Here is an 18619-nt window from a genome sequence, read left to right on the forward strand (position 1 = left end):
CCTACAGTTTCCGGGCGTAATTCTCATTCATCTTGCTTAGGTGTACCACGCCACTACTAACAAATATAATAAATTTAATGTTTAGCTATTTAAGCCTAGAGAATTTTAGTTGTTTTGCTAAATTTGAACTCCACAGCATTACTAAAATTAATATTTTTATCGGAGCAAATGATACAGGCAAAACTCATCTAATTAAACTGCTATATACCATTACTAAATCAATTGAAGAATTTACCAAACGGACTGAATCTGATCAACCTGATTGGCGAGAGGTTTTAGCTGAAAAACTATTTTGGGTCTATCAACCAGAGAGTAATAAACTGGGTCAACTTGTTAAAAAAGGTGAAAGCCGTTTAAAAGTCGAAACGAGGCTATTAGACGAAAGTTATTATTTTGCTTTCGGTAAAGATACAGCCCGACAAATTACAGATTGTACAGAGTTAGCACCAACACAACCTGGATTAAACGCCCTCTTTATTCCTCCCAAGGAAGTTCTGACTGCCTTGGATGCTATAGCTACCATTAATGAACAACTGCAAATTTTTGGCTTTGACCATACCTACTATGATTTAATCAAAGCGCTGAGAGTTCCCCCAACCAAGGGCAATATCCAGGAAAATCTTAAAGCAGTTCTCACGTCCTTAGAGCATCTGCTTACCGGAGAAATTGTCAAAGAACAGGATCAGTTTATCTTCAAACGGGGGCGGGAAAAATATGGGATGTCTCAAATAGCTGAAGGATTTAAGAAGCTGGGTATTTTAACGACCCTAATTCGTAATAGAAGTTTAAATCAGAGTACGATTTTATTTATCGATGAGCCAGAAGCCAATCTCCATCCCCAGGCAATTCATAGTCTGGTTGATATGCTATTTTTGTTAAGCCAAGCCGGAATTACAATTTATGCATCGACTCATAGTTATTCTGTGATCAAAAAATTAGAAATTCTAGCTCGTAAACATCAAGAAAGTATACAACTCTGCTCTCTCACAAAAAGCAACGGAGATATTACTGCTCAATTTAGTGATTTAAGCGAAGGAATGCCAGACAACCCAATTATTGACGCAGCCATAGAACTTTATGAAGAAGACGTAAGGCTGGAATTAGAACCATAGAAATGCCAATTTATCAAGAGAGTGGATTACAGATTACGCTACCTGATGGAGAGAGCTTTCGCTTTCAAGATTGTTCTGGCTACAAAACTCTGAGTGGTAAAAACCTATCAGAAATGGATTTTGGCTGGTGGGACTCGATAAAGAATAGTCTTTGGCTTTTAGATGTGAAAGATTACTCTCATTTACCTCCTACAGAAAGGTTGCCTGACCATCTTTTGGATAATCTAATCAAGAAAGCAACAGATAGCTTATTGATTTTATCAGCCGTATGGTTTGGCTCTGTAAAAGGTCAAGAGATTTGTTCAGAGTTACCTCTATCTTGCCGAACTTTCCCCAGCAAGCCTAAGAAGTTGAAGATAGTATTTGTGTTAAAAATAACGAATTCCCTCCTTAAAGCTGAATTAAGTCCACTGAAAACTCGATTACTAGCGCGTTTGCGGGGGCGAATAGCACTTTTTGATATAAATAATGTAACGTTAGCTGACCATGAAACAGGAATTAGAATGGGACTTCCCATCGCAACATTGCCAAGCGAAACAAACAGTGTTTGAGTTGGTACATCAGGTTATAATAGGGTGTAATCGTTGGCGAGATTTCTCTGATCTCAATTATCCGCGATCGCTATAGTAGTATGGAACTTGGAGATGTTTTACACTTCTTCTTCGCCAAGTCCAAACTCAGTCAAGTAAATCGTCTATACTTCGAGGCGGAAACGTCCGCGCTTTGGCACGTTGTATCGCCACTAGCAGACGCGCTGCATTATCTGGTGACTGAAATAAATAAGCTGTTTCTATAATGCGGTTCAGTTCGTTGATAGGAATAATCGCGACACTCTCAGAACCATCACGAGTGAAAATGACGGCTTCGCGGCTGGCAATAGCCTCTTCGTAAATTTTGTCAAAATTATTACACGCTTGGGTGTAGGTTATCTGGCTTTGCATTGTCTTATATTTGGTCTATTGGTATAATAGTTTCTAATTGTTGCAGCAAGCCCTACCTAGAATCAGATAGAGATCTTGGTTTAAACGTCCGACATATTGGGGTAGGCACTTGAGCATCAATAAACGCTTTGTGCAAATCGATTTTAGTATAAGTTGTTCTTCCACCATTTATATTAACTGAGACAGTTCCTCCACAACAACTGTTTTTTAACAATCCTTTAGCCGGAAGACGACTTAAATGGATAGGTTCAGAACTGGGCAGATTTTCAGCACATTGTTTGGATAGTTGAGTACACAAAATATGAGCCTCTGGAACCGATACACTTATCCCCTCTATGATTTCTTCACGAGGATTATTGAAACGATTGCGATCAATTGAAAAGATTATCAACTTAGGCTTTGTAAAATCACATAACTCTTGAGCAAATGCTTTGCCATCGGCACCACCCGGTTTTCCGCCATGATGAGGAAAGACAAGTATATCAGTGCTGATATCAGGTTCGTCCTGTAGCAGATTTTCCAATCCTATTTTGTCAATATCTGCCGCTAATATGGCGACTCGGTGAGAATTATGGATTATGCCAATCACAACGGATATGGAGTTGGAAGTCAATCGCCTCCCTTGTAAATCTCTTCCCCCAGCACCACCGAGTATTAACTCAGGTGTTGGAGCCAGAACTTGTATATCTACTTGACCAATGTTTAACGTTCGTGACTTGGTTGTAGTTAATTCCGTTGAAACTACCGTTCCAAAACGTTTTCTGGCATCTTTTAAGGCAATTCGTAAATCCTGCCAAATTTCACTCTTTTTAATAGCATCAGGATTTAAGTGAATATTATGTATCCTGATATTCTCATCTAATAGCAGATTGACAATACCTGCAATATGGTCTGCATCTGCATGAGAAATCAAAATATGGGAAATTTCTTGAATTGCTCTATACTCAATAATTTCTCTTAATGTATTGCCATAGGGACAGTCAATAACAATTACACCCTCTGTATCTCGGAGAACAGCACAATTTCCGTGACCAACGTCTAAAATAATAAGTTCAGGCAAGTCCATCATCGTCATCTGGCTCAGGTGCTAACTCAAATTTATCGAAGTATAAATCATCGGCATTATCCGCTCCAATATTAACGTGAGCAAATAGACGGACACCTTTCCTTAAGGCATCAGCTCGAATAGTATCAGGAATCAGGGAAGCTGGAAAACGGACGGCTTTATGGGGATTCCAACCAATAACAAAGGCATCAACCACAGGTTCATTAGATGCTTGGTCAACGTTGGCAATTCTTACTAATGTTCTAGAAGGTTTTCTGGTAATTGGCAGATGACCACCAAGTTCTTGTTGACAAGCTTCAATTCCTTTGGTGATACTTGACGCATTTGCTTTGTCACGACTTAACAATACAGGAATTTTTTGTCTCCATTTTCTAATGGAAAAAGAAGTGTCAATTTCCACAAACTGAGATATCAGTAATGATGGAAACTTCCGATCATACAACGTAGCGACTAATTCGGCACCCGAAAAGTTAGCCAGTCCAGAATTAGTCAAGCGATTATCACAAATAGCACCTTGAGTATTTTCTAAAATAACTGATGCTAAATCATTGACGTTTGTAAAATGTCCCTTGACGACTAAAAATGGTTCATACCCAGCGTCCTCTACTTCCCAGCCAGTTGCTTCTGCTAATTCTGCTTCATCATCAACTATCGCTATTTTCTGATTAGATTGAATAACTGTCATAACAGCTAACCTCCAACAAGTGGTAGTTTTATGATAAATTCTGCCCCACCTAATTCTCCCTGAGCAATTGCCTGCACTTTTCCTCCCAAGTCAGTAACTGAATCTTTGACTATAGTTAGTCCCAATCCTGTACCCTCTGGTTTAGTTGTTTGACCTGGTAACCAAATGTTATTTAAGTTGATATCTCTAATTCCTAGACCATTATCTAAAATTTTGATCTGTAAGTAAGTTTCGATAATTTCAGTAACGATCATTACCTGGCGTCCTTCTGTACGTGTTCCTTCTACATTAAAAGCATTGATGGTATTGGTCAAAAGATTCGTAATAATCGCTTCTAAGAGAGCCGTACTTCCGAGAATAAAATACTGATTATTAATACTACTTTTTACAACCTCTATTTTGCTGTCTTGAAGAAAAGGAGCAAATAGTTCAAGTATATCATCAATGACACGATAAACTTCCACACGACCCGTTTTACGCTTTTCTCGCTTTAATAAATGCAAAGGAAACCTGGAAAAACTCAGTAACGACTTGCTGACTTTATAAAGTATCTCTACTGGTTTTGCAAAAGATTTGAAATATATCTCTCCTGGTAATTCTTGACCTTTTTTTTCTATTCGTTTAGCGACTTTCTCGATTAACGTGACGGGTTTACCAGACTCATGAGCAAAAACGGCTGCTGTTGTTCCGGCTGTCGCCAGACTTCGATAGAGTTGAAGATCTTCCCGTAGTGCTTTTGTTTCACGCTCTTTTACCTCTTCGTACTGTTGAATTACCTTGCTTACTGTGTCACGAGATTGCTGTGGCACCGCTTTTTCAATAACACTTTCAATATTTCTTTTAGCAGAAATAACATCACGACTCGATTCTTGCTTAACTATTTGTCGTCTATTTTCAGTTTGTTTCAGCCTCTCTTTAGCCATCCAGTTCAATACATCAATGGCAAACCGCTTTAGCTCCAGAAAAGCTTCATTTTCTATAAACCCTAGTCGATCAGTCTTTTGATTTAGCAGATCATTGGGATCATTGACAATTATCCGACCAATAACGGTACTGGTTGAGGGACGTACCTCTGGATTTCTGGCTCGTGCATAATTTAAATTCAGCCAATCATCTCCTTGGTCGCCATAGGGTTTCACCCGCAAACCCCTGTGGTATAAATGAATATTACCCACTTCTGATAGCCATTTTCTAACCTGTCCGAAAGACGCTGTTTTTGTAGAGAAACTTTGAGGGTTTAGCAAAAATACCCATAATTCAAATTCTGCTGGTGCTGTTTTGTAAGGTTCTTGAGAAATATCACTATGTTTTGCTTGAAATAGCAATTCACCCTTCCAGTCTAAGACGGAAGCTTCTACGATTCCATCTCCATTAACTGACGACTTCAAATGATATTCAGCATCATCAAAATAAGATTCATTAACTTGTTTTTCAAGATCAGCAAATTCTGGAGCAATCAGCCTAGGGCGGAAAGCAATATCACTATCAAATGGATCTGCTAAAAATAAAAGTTCTCTGGCTAATCGTTTAACCTCTCGCCGCCCCAACTTGATTCCTAAATCTTCAATTAAAATTTCCGTCCCTTGTGGCAAGTTAGTCATATCTTCTTGGACATTGAAGGAAATGTCTTCCACAACAGATGCTTGCTCAAAATCTTGCCAATTAATAGTCAGAGAATACTCAACTTCAGGTTCATTTTTAGGTCGGGTTTTTAAGTGTACTTTCGAGCCTTGTCTCAACGCAGCTAACCGACCTAATCCTTTATCACCAACAGGTATACGTCCCAAATCAGTAGGTTCACGGGCTGCTTTTTTCGACTGACCTAATACAAACCATCCCTCACTAATAGCAGCGAGATCCATACCAATACCGTTATCTGAAATCAGGATTGAACCACCTGTGGTGTCAGTATTGATAAGCTCTACTGTACATTGGGTCGCATCAGCATCATAAGAATTCTTGACCAATTCGATAATTCCTTGGTCAGGATTAGGAATCAGTTCTTCACCTAACCTATTCAGGATATTGGGTGAAAACTTAAAATGCATGATTTTATCGCTGTAACTTGACAGCCAATCGCTCTGTTTAAGATTATACCTGAGTTCCATCGATGGGGTCGAGCCACGAACAAGTACACCCATAGAAGAGACGAATGTAGGGGCGCAAGGCTTGCGCCCTCACCCCCTCTCATCTTATGAGAAAGGCTATAAACCTTCTATAAAAGAGCGATCGCACCTCCCACCGGAAATGCGATCGCTCTTTCTCAAGTCTACGCCCCATCAGGGACGCAGACGCTAAACACTCAAGACTTAGCCTTGTTGTTCTTCAACTTCAGCCACCATCAACAGTGTCTTCATCACCGAGTCAGGGTTCAAACTCATTGAGTCAATTCCCAACTCAACCAAGAACTTGGCAAACTCAGGATAGTCACTAGGCGCTTGACCGCAGATACCAATCTTACGACCATTCTTCTTCGCCTTCTCAATCACCATCCGTACCATTTCCTTAACCCCGTCGTTGCGCTCATCAAAGATGTGAGCCACCAAACCGGAGTCACGGTCTAAACCCAAGGTTAACTGAGTTAAGTCATTGGAACCAATGGAGAACCCATCAAACACTTCACTGAACTGATCAGCCAAGATCACGTTACTGGGAATCTCACACATCACATAGACTTGCAGTCCATTTTCGCCGCGCTTCAAGCCGTATTTCTCCATTTCTGCCAGCACCTTGCGCCCTTCATCAGGGGTACGGCAGAAGGGAACCATGGGGATCACATTCGTTAAACCCATGTCATCGCGAACTCGCTTGATCGCTTGACACTCTAACCCATAGGCTTCGGCATAGTTTTCATCATAGTAACGAGACGCACCACGCCAGCCAATCATCGGGTTTTCTTCCTTCGGCTCAAACTGTTGACCGCCGAGGAGGTTGGCATATTCGTTACTCTTGAAGTCGGACATCCGTAACACAACTGGGTTGGGATAGAATGCCGCTGCAATCATTGCCACACCCCGCGCCAACTTGTCTACGAAGAAGTCCGCCTTACGTTCGTAGAGGTAGGTCATTTTGTAGACTTCCCGCTTGACGGTGGCATCTTCGAGCTTGTCGAAGTTTAGCAGTGCCAAGGGGTGCGCCTTAATATGATTAGCGATGATGAACTCTAAGCGGGCTAATCCCACGCCATCACAGGGGATCGCCGCCAAACCAAAGGCTTCTTCTGGGTTACCCACGTTCATCAAAATCTTGGTGCGGGTTGTGGGTAGGTTTTCCAGTTGGGTTTCTTGGACTTCAAAGGGTACAAGCCCTTCGTAAACCCGTCCTTCTTCCCCTTCGGAACAGGAAACGGTGACCTCTTGTCCACTCTTAAGCACACCTGTAGCATCACCACAACCAACAATCGCTGGGATTCCCATCTCACGAGCAATAATTGCCGCGTGGCAGGTACGTCCACCTTGGTTGGTGACAATGGCTGATGCCCGTTTCATGATCGGTTCCCAGTCAGGGTCAGTCTTGTTGGTGACTAAGACTTCACCGGGTTCAAACTCATCAATCCGGTGGACATCCAGAATCACTTTGGCTTTGCCCTGACCAATCATTTCGCCAACGGCGCGACCGGTGACCGCCACCTCGGAGGTTCCTTTTAGCTGATAGCTCTTGAGGACGCTCTTGGACTTCTGGGATTGGACGGTTTCTGGACGAGCTTGGACGATGTACAACTCACCCGTTTCCCCGTCTTTTGCCCACTCAATGTCCATGGGGGTGTAGACACCCCGGACTTCGGAGTAGTGGTCTTCAATAATACAACCCCAGCGAGCCAGTTGCAGAATTTCTTCGTCGTTGATCGCGTATTTGACTTGCTCAGGCTCTGACACGGGTACGTTCTTGGTCAGTTTTGAACCACCGATGTCATAGATCATCTTGATTTCTTTGCTGCCCAAGCGCTTTTCGAGAATCGGGCGATACCCGTCCTTGAGCGTGGGTTTGAAGACAAAGTATTCGTCGGGGTTGACAGCACCTTGAACAACGTTTTCGCCCAAACCGTAGGCGGCGGTGACTAGGGCGGCATTCTTGAAGCCTGTTTCTGTGTCAATGGAGAACATGACACCAGAGGAGGCTAAGTCAGAGCGCACCATTTTCTGCACCCCAACGGACAGGGCGACATCAAAGTGATCAAACCCTTTGAGGGTGCGATAGGAGATGGCTCGGTCAGTGAAGATGGAGGCAAAGCAGCGATGACAAGAGTCTAAGACGTCCAGGACACCGTAGACGTTCAGGTAAGTTTCTTGCTGACCTGCAAAGCTGGCATCGGGCAAGTCTTCAGCCGTAGCGGATGAACGGACGGCTACGTCAACAGCTTGGCTTTTCTCCTTGCACTCTTCTTGATATTCCGGCTCGAACCGATCGCAAAACTCAGCGGTGACACCATACCGTTCGCACAGCTTCAGGTAAGATTCTGCGATCGCGGTTCTGAGGTCTTCTGGGAACGGTGTATTGAGAATCAAAGACCGCGCTTGCTTACCCCTGACGCGCAAGTTGTTCATATCCTCGACATCGAGGTCTGAAAACAGTTCGCGTAGCCTTTCTTCTAAACCTGCTTCCTTAATGAAGTAACGGTATGCATAAGCCGTCGTCGCGAATCCGGTGGGAACCCTGACCCCCTTAGCGGTCAGTTGTCGGATCATTTCACCCAGGGAGGCGTTTTTACCACCCACCAAGGGAACATCGACAATTCCTACCTCTTCAAACCACAGAATGAGAGCTTGTTCTTTGGATGATTGAGATGTTGTTGTTTCAGTAGCTGCAACCATTAAGCATTTCCTCCTACTTTTGGTTTCAGTATGTCAGTTTACCGATACTCAGCCGAAAAAATTCCTTTAGGTAATATTTTCTTTAGGATTCGGCTGTTTTTTATAGAACCATACCTCACAATTAAATTCGTAGCGATTTACACATTTATTTGTTTTTTGGCAACTCTGGCTACAATTATAGTCATCGCCAATCTAACACTCTACTCAAGTTTAGAGTTAAAGCCATCAGAATCTACTATCATTTCCCATCCTTATAGTCAGGATATATTTAATTGATGTTTATCAATCCTTTGGGTTTTGACTTAAGGCCTTGAATTCGGGAATAAATAGCTCAATCCACACTTGCTCAATCCACACTTTGTCGCGCTTTGGCGGGTTTGTAGCCTTGCAAACTTCTTCTAGCGTTCTCCTTGAATAATTACTTAGAATAATTACTTACTTATTAGGAGAGCGAGTAATTTAGTCACAGTCCTTTATTTCAGAACAGTTCTACCATAGCAGACTATTGAGAAATAAACAAGCCGTAATCCCTAATTTAAATCAGCACTAAATCCACCCAACTCTAGGGCTATTAACAACCTAGATATTGTTTATTCGAGGGGTAACCCAAATGATAGCTCTGCTGGTTATACATTTTTCCTTGAGATGTCTTCCATTTTTCAATGATCCCCAGATAGAAGGATCAAATATTGTCTATCTATCCGTAATATCTTTGTGTTTATCGAAACCAAGTCACTATAATTAAACTAGGGAATTTATAGGCTTAGTCTAGCGGATTGTCTTCATCCAAACGTCCCTAAAAATTTTGAATAGTTAAAACAATGCGATTATTGCCTTGCTAGACATGATAGCGCAATCCCAGATTCTGACAAGATCTAAATTTGGATTGTAAACTTATGTAAAACAAACACGCTGTATCGATCATGATTTCTCGTCGCACGCTTGTGAGCATTCTCTTGGCAAGTTGTCTGGCTTGCTTGACTTGGTTAAACGTCACTCCCGCTGCTTCTGCTCTCGGCGGTAAACAACCACCCTTAAACGAGCCAGCACCAGAGTTTACCTTACCCACCAATAGTGGAGATGGCAAGGTATCGCTCTCCGATTACCGGGGGAAATGGGTAGTTTTGTACTTTTATCCCAAGGATTTCACCTCAGGTTGCACCTTAGAGGCTCGTCGCTTTCAGCAAGATTTACCCAAATATATAGAGAGAAATGCCCAAATTGTGGGAGTGAGTGCGGATGATGTGGACTCCCATGCCGATTTTTGTGACTCAGAGGGGTTGAAATTCCCGCTTTTGGCAGATACAGATGGGTCAGTGAGTCGGGCGTATGGGTCTTGGATGGGCTTTGTCTCCCTACGTCATACTTATTTGATTGATCCCGATGGTATCTTGCGGGAGATATTTCTCGGTGTTCGACCAGCGATTCACAGTACAGAGGTACTAGCACATTTAGATGAGTTGCGATCGGTGACTTAAATCTCATCTATTACCCCGTTCCACCCTCATCCCCTAACCCCTTCTCCCATCGAGGGAGAAGGGGAACTATCACAAAAAACTTAATATGATCCGCCCACCCCTATATCTACCCTTTGCCGAGGGAAAGTGGCAAATGAGCATGAGTCTCAAAGCCCTTGATCCCCAGGATTGGATTGAAATTGATGACCAGTTTGTCCAGTATTTGTTACAAAAAGATACGCTACTCAGGACTCGACATACAGAGGTATTTGCCAGTCTTCCTGGAACCGAAGCCAGTCAGCAGGAGGTGCTAGAGTTACTGCTGGATCATCTGCTGAAACAGTTTCCCCAGCATTATCGCCGCCAGGGTCAAACGATTGAAGCGATCGCAACAAATCAAGTTTGGCATATCCCGGACTTCGAGTCAGCACCTTTGGATTTAGCTGGGCGTCTGGTACAGGAGGATTTATTATTGATGGAGCGATCGCGTCAAGGATATCGTTTAGTCGCCGCCTCCCTCTGTTTTCCCTTGCGTTGGCGACTGCGAGAAAAGTTGGGGTGTCCCCTGACTCAAATCCACGCCCCGGTTCCGGGATATTCTGAAAAGCTGGCGCATCCTGTGGATAGTGTGTTCAATCGCCTCAAATCTAGTCATCCGGTTTGGCGATTAAACTGGAGTATTGTGGAGTCCCCCGAACTTTTCTTTCCCCCAGACAAAGCAAAGCCCGGTTGGGAGAAAATGATAAATTGCCAAAACGCTGGGGATCAGTTGTTTTTGAGAATAGAACGCCAGACATTAAGACGGTTAACCCAGAGTGGTGACATTTTATTTACCGTGCGTACCTACGTGTATCCTTTGCGAGTGCTTGAAGATCATCCCCAGATGGCGGAGAGTCTAGCAGAGATCATTCAACACATGCCAGTTGAGATGCAGGAGTACAAAAACATTTTACCGATCCGCCAAGTGCTTCTGGGATATCTGGGCAGTATAGTTAAAACTGGAGCGATCGCGAATAATTTAGATAACCCCACCATTGTTATGAAAAGGGAACCAACTAGCCACAGCCAATAATTTGCTGAGATTGTGGCATAGTCAGGTAAAAAATGATTGACATTTAGTCTGGGATAGGTTATGGTTTCATTAGACAGCATTAATATCTCGCCAGCTAATGTGCAAGATGTTGGTTGCGGTCTCAGCTTTAGGATACAAGGTTTACAACTTTAGAGTGGCTGTAAGGCTTGTATCCTGAATCTGAGACTTTAATCTAACAACTTCACCATGAGTTAGGGTAGTTGCAGATAAGTATATGGAGATTTTATGGAAATCTCTTGCATTATCTCTGTTACCTCTAGATGTGTGATCTACTAATGCTGTCCAGTTAACCATTATTAATTGGACAAAAACCATGACGTTAGTTTCTGTTTATTGGGATCTTCAGAACGTCTACTCAATGCAAAAGTCAGCTCATTTATTGCTGTCTTTTGCTCAAACACAAGGACTTATGCTTGACCAAAATGTCTACTATAATTCACAATGTCCAAACCAAGCTCAAGCCAAAGAACCTCTATCCAATCTTGGATTTGACTGTCGTGATGTTCCTTGTCCTCTCAAGAACAGCGCCGATAACCAATTGAAAGCGGATTGTCTGGATGATATAGAAAGTAATCGTTCTCCGGACATAATTATTCTTGTGTCTGGAGATGGAGATTTTTGCTCATTGGTTCGTATTTTGCAAGAGTTGGGCAAAAAGGTGATAATCTTTGCCCAACGAGGAAATGTGAAACAAAGGCTAGTTGAGCTTGTTCAAGATGATTTCTATTTTGTAGACAAATTGCCTGAGTTAGTTCAAGTTAAAACTAACCCTCAGACTACTTCTGTTAAAGCCCAGCTTATTTACGAGGAGGCAATTGATTGTTTGAGAAACGCCATCCAAACAGCATTAAACCAGGGTCAACGTACATCCCTTTCCAAGATTGGCAAACTGATGCGTCATAATCCGCATTTCCCTAAGTGTAGTAAATTCCCATTAGTTTGTAAATCTGATGGCACAACGTTCTCGAAATTGAGTAAGTTGGTTAATGCGGCGATTGCCGAGGGTATAGTCTACGCCAAAACGACAGGTAAAGAGCGAGAATTATTTTTGAGTAAGAGAAATCAATTACTTGCCTAAATATTCTTTGCCTAGATGTAAATAAACTTAAATCATCTCGGTTACTTAGTATAACTGAGGTGATTTAAATTCGCGCTAATCGCGTTTATTTATATCAAACCATTTCAAATAACTTTTCACGGGAAGTCTAGACACTATTGTAGAGACGCGCCATGGCGCGTCTGGGCGGGTTTAGTCACATCTGGGTGCAACCAGAAAAGATAGTAGTGAAACCCGCCCCTACAGAGGCACCACATACCGTGAAAAGTGCAACCCTTTCACTTCATTACTTTTGAACATTAAATTTCTATGCTAGTAACCTTTCCCACAAGTAGTAAGTTAGAAATGCGTCAACTTCCGACTATCAAAAATGAAACGCTCCGACTCAATGCCCTAACACACCGTTCTTACGTCAACGAACATCCAGACGCAGGTGAACATAACGAACGCTTGGAATTCCTGGGTGATGCCATATTAGGTTTTGTCGTCGGTGAACTCCTCTACAATCGTTACCCAGATTTAAGCGAAGCTCATCTGACCCGTCTACGTTCTAATTTAGTGGACGAGAAACAACTGGCTAAATTTGCCAGTCAACTCGGTATCGGTGACTTGATGCGATTGGGTAAAGGTGCAGATAAAGAAGGGGGTCGGCAAAATCCTGCTTTACTCAGTGATACCTTTGAAGCTTATATGGGGGCGTATTATCTAGAATCAGGGATTGACGCCGTTCGCCAATTGTTTGCACCACTTTTCCGAGATGTAGCTGATAGTATAGCTTTTCCTACATCCGATACTGAACCCAACAACTTAGTAGATGCCAAAGGTCGATTTCAGCAATGGGCGTTAGCTAACTTTGTTGAGAACCCGGAATATTTTATTATCGATGAGTCTGGACTCGATCATGCCAAGGAATTCACGGCTGAAGTGCGCGTAAAAGGTAAAGTTTACGGTGTTGGAAAAGGTCGCCGTAAACAAGATGCTGAAAAACGTGCGGCGAAAGCAGCGCTTAAAAAGGTTGAAGTTGAATAAACCTGCGTGATCCCCCTAATGGAGTCCCATTAAATAATTTAGAATTGTATAAGCTGTTCGGCATTTAAACCTTAATGTCAATAACGGCGAAATATTTGTAGGTAGTGCGTTTAGCGAAGCCATGCCGCAGGCTTTGCATCTTGCTCACTACTAATACCCGATTTAAATGCATGACAAAATTGATGCATTAAATTGGGTTCGTAATCAGGGCTTTCGCCTAAAACCTGGTTGGATTTCCAGCGTCAAGCCAACCGACACCCCATTCCACTATGTTAGCTGTACCGCTCGATAATTGGGCTTACCCCTGAGTAGCTTCTAACACGCCAGATTCGTTACAGTATCTCTAAGACAATCACAGCAATTGAATCCGTAAACTAAAATGGCAACGGCAACGACTTCTCCAGTATCCCAAGCACTACCTCCCTTAATTCCCCGCGAAACCCTATTCGGAAACCCCGATCGCACTCGCCCGCAGCTATCCCCCGATGGGAAGTATTTGGCTTATATCGCCCCAGATGAGAAGAATGTGTTGCAAGTCTGGTTACGAACCGTGGGAGAAGATGATGATCAGCAGCTAACGGCGGATCAAAAGCGGGGGATTCGCCTTTATGTCTGGACATACAATCCGAACCAGCTTATTTATCTGCAAGACTCAGACGGCGACGAAAACTTTCACCTCTACTTGGTGAATGTCCAATCCAAGTTAGTGCGCGATTTAACCCCCTTCCAAGGCGTGAAAGCCCAACCAATTGACCTTGATCCAGAGTTTCCTGATCAAATCTTGGTGGGAATGAATCTCAACGATCGCCAAAAATTTGATGTGTATCGGGTTAATCTGAATAATGGGGCAGTCGAGTTTGAGACTGATAACCCGGGTAATATTGTTAGTTGGGTGGCTGATGCTCAATTCCAGATTCGGGGCGCGATCGCAGCGACGCCAGATGGCGGTTCTGATCTGTTATTTCGCCAGACTCCCGATAAATCCTTTGAATTATTACGCCATTGGGGACCCGATGATGAAGGATCAGCCGTCACCTTTTCTCAGGATGGCAAAACCCTGTATATTAGTGGATCGCACGATGCCAATGCCCAACGGTTAATTGCTTTAGATTTAGCCTCCCGCCAAGAAACCGTTATGGCGGCTGATGAGCAGTATGATATCGGTGGTGTGGTCATTCATCCAACTCAGCGCCGGATTCAGGCGGTGTCCTTTTATAAGGATAAAGTGGAATGGCAAATTCTGGATGAAAGCATTGCTGATGACTTTAACGCGATCGCGCAAATCCGAGAGGGTGAATTTGCCATTACCAATCGCACGTTAGCCGATGATACTTGGTTGGTTGGTTACGCGACGGATGATGGTCCGGTTTATTACTATGTGTATAACCGTGAGGCTAAAACCCACTCCTTACTGTTTAGCAATCAGCCGGAATTAGAAACCTTGCAACTCGCATCAATGCAACCCATTTCCTACCCAGCGCGGGATGGTTTAACGATTCACGGCTATCTCACCACACCTGTTGGAATTGAGGCGAAAAATTTACCCACGGTGCTGTTGGTTCACGGTGGACCCTGGGCGCGAGATACTTGGGGCTATAGTCCAACCGTGCAATGGTTGGCAAACCGGGGTTATGCGGTGCTGCAAGTCAATTTCCGAGGATCTACAGGTTACGGGAAAGCATTCCTAAATGCCGGGAATCGTGAATGGGCGGCAAAGATGCATGATGATTTAATTGATGCCGTCAATTGGATTGTAGACCAAGGGATTGCGGATCGGAACAAGGTGGCAATTATGGGCGGGTCCTATGGCGGATATGCCACATTAGTGGGATTAGCTTTTACCCCAGAGGTATTTGCCGCTGGGGTGGATATTGTTGGTCCGAGTAACTTGGTGACGTTAATGCAAAGTATCCCACCCTACTGGGCACCGATGAAAGCTTTGTTTGCCCATCGCTTGGGTGATTTGGAGACTGAGGAGGAGTTTCTCAAAGCGCGATCGCCTTTATTTTTTATTGACCGGATTCAGAAACCGTTACTGATTGGTCAAGGGGCGAATGATCCACGAGTCAAACAAGCGGAAAGTGAACAAATTGTTGAGGCGATGCGAAAGGCAGATAAACCAATTGAATACGCCCTTTATACGGACGAAGGACATGGATTTGCTCGTCCAGAGAATCGGCTGCACTTTTTCGCGATCGCGGAAGAGTTTCTGAGTAAGTATTTAGAGGGGCGCTTTGAACCGATTGGTGAAATTAAGGGTCATTCGGGAGTGGTTAGTTAAACCCAAAGGTAGGGGCGCAAGGCTTGCGCCCTTTTCTTCAGTCAAATTGGTTACGGAATTATGTTGTTTTAACGCAGAGGGGCGCAGAGGTTTACGCAGAGGGCGCAGAGGAAGTTAGCGGATTTGAATGAATATTTTATAGAATTGGATAAATAACCGGAAACGATATCAGTAGTAAAGTTATCGATTAAATACGCCATTTTATGACAGACGTGCCATGGTACGTCTCTACAAAATCAGATGCAGGATTCTCATAATTACTATCAAATTCTGGAGATTTCTCCTGGCGCAACCCAACAGGAGATCAAACAGGCTTATCGTCGCCTTGTGCGTCAATACCATCCAGATTTGCATCCTGATAATCCAGACGCCACGGAGCGATTTAAGGTGATTTGTGAGGCGTATCAGGTGCTGTCGGATGAGGAAAAGCGGCGTCAGTATGACCAAGAGGTTCAACCTCAGTCTAATCCGCCTAAAACTGAGTCAATGACGGCTCAAGATTTCTATGTGCGTGCAGTTAGTAAGGCGTTGGCTAAAAAGTATCAGGGGGTGGTTAAGGATTGTAATCAAGCGATTTTCCTAAATCCTCAGTTTGTAGACGCTTATGTGGAACGGGGTGCCGCGCATTATAAACTAGGAAATGCGAGGAAAACACTACAAGATTGTAATCAGGCATTAAGGATTAATTCTCAGTTTGCCCCAGCTTATTATTACCAAGGGAGAGCGCGTTATCGACTGGGATATAGTCAGGCGGCGATTGATGCCTATACTCAAGCGATCGCGTATGATTCTACTCACGCTCAGGCTTATTATCAGCGAGGTTTAGCCCATAAAGATTTGAAGGAATTTGAAAGCGCGATCGCGGATTTTCACCAAGCGGCACAATTGTTACGTGAACAAGGAGATAAAACAGGCTATCGGTTAGTTCAGGAAACGTTGCGAACTCTGCAACAGACACCCGGAAAAGGGGGAGTTTCCCGGAAACGAAATCCTATCCGTTATCTCAAAGGGTTACTAGGGGACACGCTATTTACAATTAAGTCTTTTTTACTCAATCCCATGGGGGGGCTATTACCCAGTTTTGCCCGTCTCGATGCTCAACGCGCCATGGTGGTAGGATTCCTATTGGCGGCGATTTTTGATGCTTGTTTTGTCTGGGGTATTTATACAGGGTGGCGGGATATGGTTTCTATTTCCCTGGTTCCGTTAATTGGGGTGGGTATGATGCCGTTTATCATTCTAGTCGCGATGAGTGCGATCGCGCGATTGATTCGGCGTTATCCGGGTAGTTTGGCGGGGGATAGTTTCCTGGCTGGCGCGACATTGATGCCATTAACTATTTTAGCGATCGCTAATGGTATTTCGTCCAATTTGCCGAGTCAACTCATGGTGATGATCACCGTATTCACTAGCTGCTACACGATTCTGACGCTGTATAGTGGTTGCACGCAAATCGCCAATTTCTCAGAAAAGACAGCCGCGTTATTGGTTCCGGTGATGGTTTTAGTCAGTGGATGGATTTCCTATTGGGCGTTTATGACGATGCTGGGAATGGCATCTTTTTGAGGAGGCAATCGAGACACTGTACCCAGCCGACATTTCATTAAGTTTGTGTAAACTTACACACTCCCTAAATAAAATAGGAAATCCTGGAAACGATTCTAGATATTATCGCCAAACTAACTCAATCCGGACATTTGGGGCATAATTTAAAGTAATACTTTCCTTATAGTTTAGTTGAGGTTATATGAAAAACTGATGAAGTTAAGTTAATCCCCTTGCTTTGCCAAACGTAATCACTCTACGCTAGATAACAGTACACTTATCAGTATACAGTTATCAGTATGCTTAAAAAGCTATGAAAAAAACCTTATTGGCAAGTTTAAGTGTAGTCTTAGGTTTAATCTTTGTTTCTGAGAATGCACAAGCCCTTACCTTGTATGCGGAAGACTTCTCTGGTCAAAACGGCAAAGGAGCAACAGGCGGAGCGGCTACAGACGTAGTTGGCGTAGATTGGTCGATTGAGTTGCATGATGCGGCTCTCTTTGACTCCAACGATTACTTCAGAGTCGAGGCTGAAGCCTTCACCGCTCGTGATACAAACGCGGGTTGTCCGAATGTAAGATGCACCTCTGGGGGCAATCCTGATCCCTTATTTCCAGCGTGGCTGAGTCCAAAACTCGATATTTCTGGATTTACGAACCTGGCGTTATCCTTGGATACTTTCGCCAGTGATGTCAGTTTTGAACATGAGGACAACAGCCCGATTGGTCAAAAAGATTACTTTATCGTGTCCTATTTACTGGATGATGTTGAGTTTCTGGCGGCTGACTTAATTACCCAGTCTGGACTTTTCACGAATCAAACGGTGAATCAAGCGATCGGTGATGGTAGTACATTACAAGTGAAAGTGCAGCTTAACACGACGGCATCCACAGAGTTATTGTCGTTTGATAATATTTTAGTCACAGGAGATCAAATCAATCCCTCTCAGTCTGTCCCTGAACCTGCGTCTATTATGGGTTTAATCGCACTGGCGGGTGTTGGTATAGCTTCCCGTAAACGCCATCTGTAGGGGCGGGTTTAGGAACTAACATATCAAAACATAACCGATAACTTTCGTACAAAACCCGCCCTCCCCCAGCCCTGGCTCAATCGGGTTATATCTTAAGGTAAACACCAATGATAGTAAGCTTTTAGGCTATGTACTCACACGCATCGAACCATTTCACCCTCATCCCCTAACCCCTTCTCCCATCGAGGGAGAAGGGGAACTATAACTGCCTTCCCACAGCCGATGGTGAGAATTGACATGTAACAGATGAAAACATGCGATCGCGTTATCGTAAACCCAATCTGTAGGGGCGGGTTGAGGAACTAACCTATCAAAACATAACCGATAACTTTCCTACAAAACCCGCCCTCCCCCAGCCCTGGCGATTAGACAGCCCTGGCGATTGGAAATCGCAGCTACACAAACAAAGTCCGCCTGCGCCGACTAAATTAATTGCGTTATCGTAAACCCAATCTGTAGGGGCGGGTTTAGGGACTAACCTATCAAAACATAACCGATAACTTTCCTACAAA

At 43.6% G+C, this 18619-nt stretch carries 14 protein-coding genes; 9 read left to right on the plus strand and 5 right to left on the minus strand.

All coding sequences use genetic code 11. The features are described 5' to 3' along the window. Positions 1 to 77: 77 nt before the first annotated feature. Positions 78 to 1112 (plus strand): AAA family ATPase, encoded by a 1035-nt coding sequence (locus tag RIB93_RS08660; RefSeq protein WP_446372239.1) that lies wholly within the window; start codon positions 78 to 80, stop codon positions 1110 to 1112. Positions 1113 to 1114: 2 nt separating this feature from the next. Further along, positions 1115 to 1663 carry a hypothetical protein gene (locus tag RIB93_RS08665; RefSeq protein ID WP_446372241.1) on the plus strand — a complete coding sequence of 183 codons (549 nt, stop codon included), beginning with the start codon at positions 1115 to 1117 and terminating at the stop codon, positions 1661 to 1663. Between the two features lie 126 nt (positions 1664 to 1789). On the opposite strand, the gene RIB93_RS08670 is transcribed toward RIB93_RS08665, so the two are convergent. From RIB93_RS08670 to ppsA, 5 genes are all read right to left on the minus strand, one after another. Beyond that, positions 1790 to 2053, minus strand: coding sequence for a type II toxin-antitoxin system Phd/YefM family antitoxin (locus RIB93_RS08670; protein WP_446372243.1), 264 nt, complete (start codon positions 2051 to 2053; stop codon positions 1790 to 1792). A gap of 52 nt (positions 2054 to 2105) precedes the next feature. After that, positions 2106 to 3128 (minus strand): ComEC/Rec2 family competence protein, encoded by a 1023-nt coding sequence (locus RIB93_RS08675; RefSeq protein WP_446372245.1) that lies wholly within the window; start codon positions 3126 to 3128, stop codon positions 2106 to 2108. Beyond that, on the minus strand, positions 3106 to 3804 hold the full coding sequence (locus RIB93_RS08680; RefSeq protein ID WP_446372247.1) for a hypothetical protein: 699 nt from the start codon (positions 3802 to 3804) through the stop codon (positions 3106 to 3108). Before RIB93_RS08680 ends, RIB93_RS08675 begins: the two co-directional genes overlap by 23 nt. 5 nt (positions 3805 to 3809) lie before the next feature. Then, a complete protein-coding gene (locus RIB93_RS08685) occupies positions 3810 to 5852 on the minus strand; it encodes a sensor histidine kinase (RefSeq protein ID WP_446372250.1) in 2043 nt (680 codons plus the stop codon). A 261-nt stretch (positions 5853 to 6113) separates the two neighbouring features. Next, the gene (gene ppsA, locus RIB93_RS08690) at positions 6114 to 8615 is read right to left on the minus strand and encodes a phosphoenolpyruvate synthase (RefSeq protein ID WP_446372252.1); all 2502 of its coding nucleotides are present in this window, start codon (positions 8613 to 8615) and stop codon (positions 6114 to 6116) included. Between the two features lie 923 nt (positions 8616 to 9538). On the opposite strand from ppsA, the gene RIB93_RS08695 reads away from it, so the two are divergent. From RIB93_RS08695 to RIB93_RS08725, 7 genes are all read left to right on the plus strand, one after another. Next, positions 9539 to 10093 carry a peroxiredoxin gene (locus RIB93_RS08695; protein ID WP_446372254.1) on the plus strand — a complete coding sequence of 185 codons (555 nt, stop codon included), beginning with the start codon at positions 9539 to 9541 and terminating at the stop codon, positions 10091 to 10093. A gap of 85 nt (positions 10094 to 10178) precedes the next feature. Then, entirely contained in the window at positions 10179 to 11144 is a 966-nt protein-coding gene (locus tag RIB93_RS08700; protein ID WP_446372256.1) for a heme-dependent oxidative N-demethylase family protein, read from the plus strand. Positions 11145 to 11478: 334 nt separating this feature from the next. After that, a complete protein-coding gene (locus RIB93_RS08705) occupies positions 11479 to 12243 on the plus strand; it encodes an NYN domain-containing protein (protein ID WP_446372258.1) in 765 nt (254 codons plus the stop codon). A gap of 324 nt (positions 12244 to 12567) precedes the next feature. After that, positions 12568 to 13251 carry a ribonuclease III gene (gene rnc / locus RIB93_RS08710; RefSeq protein WP_446372268.1) on the plus strand — a complete coding sequence of 228 codons (684 nt, stop codon included), beginning with the start codon at positions 12568 to 12570 and terminating at the stop codon, positions 13249 to 13251. A 379-nt stretch (positions 13252 to 13630) separates the two neighbouring features. Then, complete coding sequence (locus RIB93_RS08715; protein WP_446372260.1) at positions 13631 to 15532, plus strand: S9 family peptidase; 1902 nt, start codon at positions 13631 to 13633, stop codon at positions 15530 to 15532. A gap of 240 nt (positions 15533 to 15772) precedes the next feature. Beyond that, positions 15773 to 17098: a DnaJ domain-containing protein gene (locus RIB93_RS08720; protein WP_446372262.1), complete on the plus strand. Its 1326-nt coding sequence runs from the start codon at positions 15773 to 15775 to the stop codon at positions 17096 to 17098. Positions 17099 to 17390: 292 nt separating this feature from the next. Continuing rightward, on the plus strand, positions 17391 to 18107 hold the full coding sequence (locus RIB93_RS08725; protein ID WP_446372264.1) for a PEP-CTERM sorting domain-containing protein: 717 nt from the start codon (positions 17391 to 17393) through the stop codon (positions 18105 to 18107). The last annotated feature ends 512 nt before the right edge of the window (positions 18108 to 18619 follow it).

Origin of the sequence: Coleofasciculus sp. D1-CHI-01 (assembly GCF_040218875.1) — a bacterium.
Classification (GTDB): domain Bacteria; phylum Cyanobacteriota; class Cyanobacteriia; order Cyanobacteriales; family Coleofasciculaceae; genus Coleofasciculus.

What these genes read in the sequence shown, in the direction of transcription:
- RIB93_RS08685 (WP_446372250.1), bottom strand. Translation starts at nt 5,852, where the DNA reads ATGCATTTTAAGTTTTCACCCAATATCCTGAATAGGTTAGGTGAAGAA.
- RIB93_RS08695 (WP_446372254.1), top strand. Translation starts at nt 9,539, where the DNA reads ATGATTTCTCGTCGCACGCTTGTGAGCATTCTCTTGGCAAGTTGTCTG.
- RIB93_RS08680 (WP_446372247.1), bottom strand. Translation starts at nt 3,804, where the DNA reads ATGACAGTTATTCAATCTAATCAGAAAATAGCGATAGTTGATGATGAA.
- RIB93_RS08725 (WP_446372264.1), top strand. Translation starts at nt 17,391, where the DNA reads ATGAAAAAAACCTTATTGGCAAGTTTAAGTGTAGTCTTAGGTTTAATC.
- rnc (WP_446372268.1), top strand. Translation starts at nt 12,568, where the DNA reads ATGCGTCAACTTCCGACTATCAAAAATGAAACGCTCCGACTCAATGCC.
- RIB93_RS08670 (WP_446372243.1), bottom strand. Translation starts at nt 2,053, where the DNA reads ATGCAAAGCCAGATAACCTACACCCAAGCGTGTAATAATTTTGACAAA.
- RIB93_RS08720 (WP_446372262.1), top strand. Translation starts at nt 15,773, where the DNA reads ATGCAGGATTCTCATAATTACTATCAAATTCTGGAGATTTCTCCTGGC.
- RIB93_RS08700 (WP_446372256.1), top strand. Translation starts at nt 10,179, where the DNA reads ATGATCCGCCCACCCCTATATCTACCCTTTGCCGAGGGAAAGTGGCAA.
- RIB93_RS08660 (WP_446372239.1), top strand. Translation starts at nt 78, where the DNA reads ATGTTTAGCTATTTAAGCCTAGAGAATTTTAGTTGTTTTGCTAAATTT.
- RIB93_RS08675 (WP_446372245.1), bottom strand. Translation starts at nt 3,128, where the DNA reads ATGACGATGATGGACTTGCCTGAACTTATTATTTTAGACGTTGGTCAC.
- ppsA (WP_446372252.1), bottom strand. Translation starts at nt 8,615, where the DNA reads ATGGTTGCAGCTACTGAAACAACAACATCTCAATCATCCAAAGAACAA.
- RIB93_RS08665 (WP_446372241.1), top strand. Translation starts at nt 1,115, where the DNA reads ATGCCAATTTATCAAGAGAGTGGATTACAGATTACGCTACCTGATGGA.
- RIB93_RS08705 (WP_446372258.1), top strand. Translation starts at nt 11,479, where the DNA reads ATGACGTTAGTTTCTGTTTATTGGGATCTTCAGAACGTCTACTCAATG.
- RIB93_RS08715 (WP_446372260.1), top strand. Translation starts at nt 13,631, where the DNA reads ATGGCAACGGCAACGACTTCTCCAGTATCCCAAGCACTACCTCCCTTA.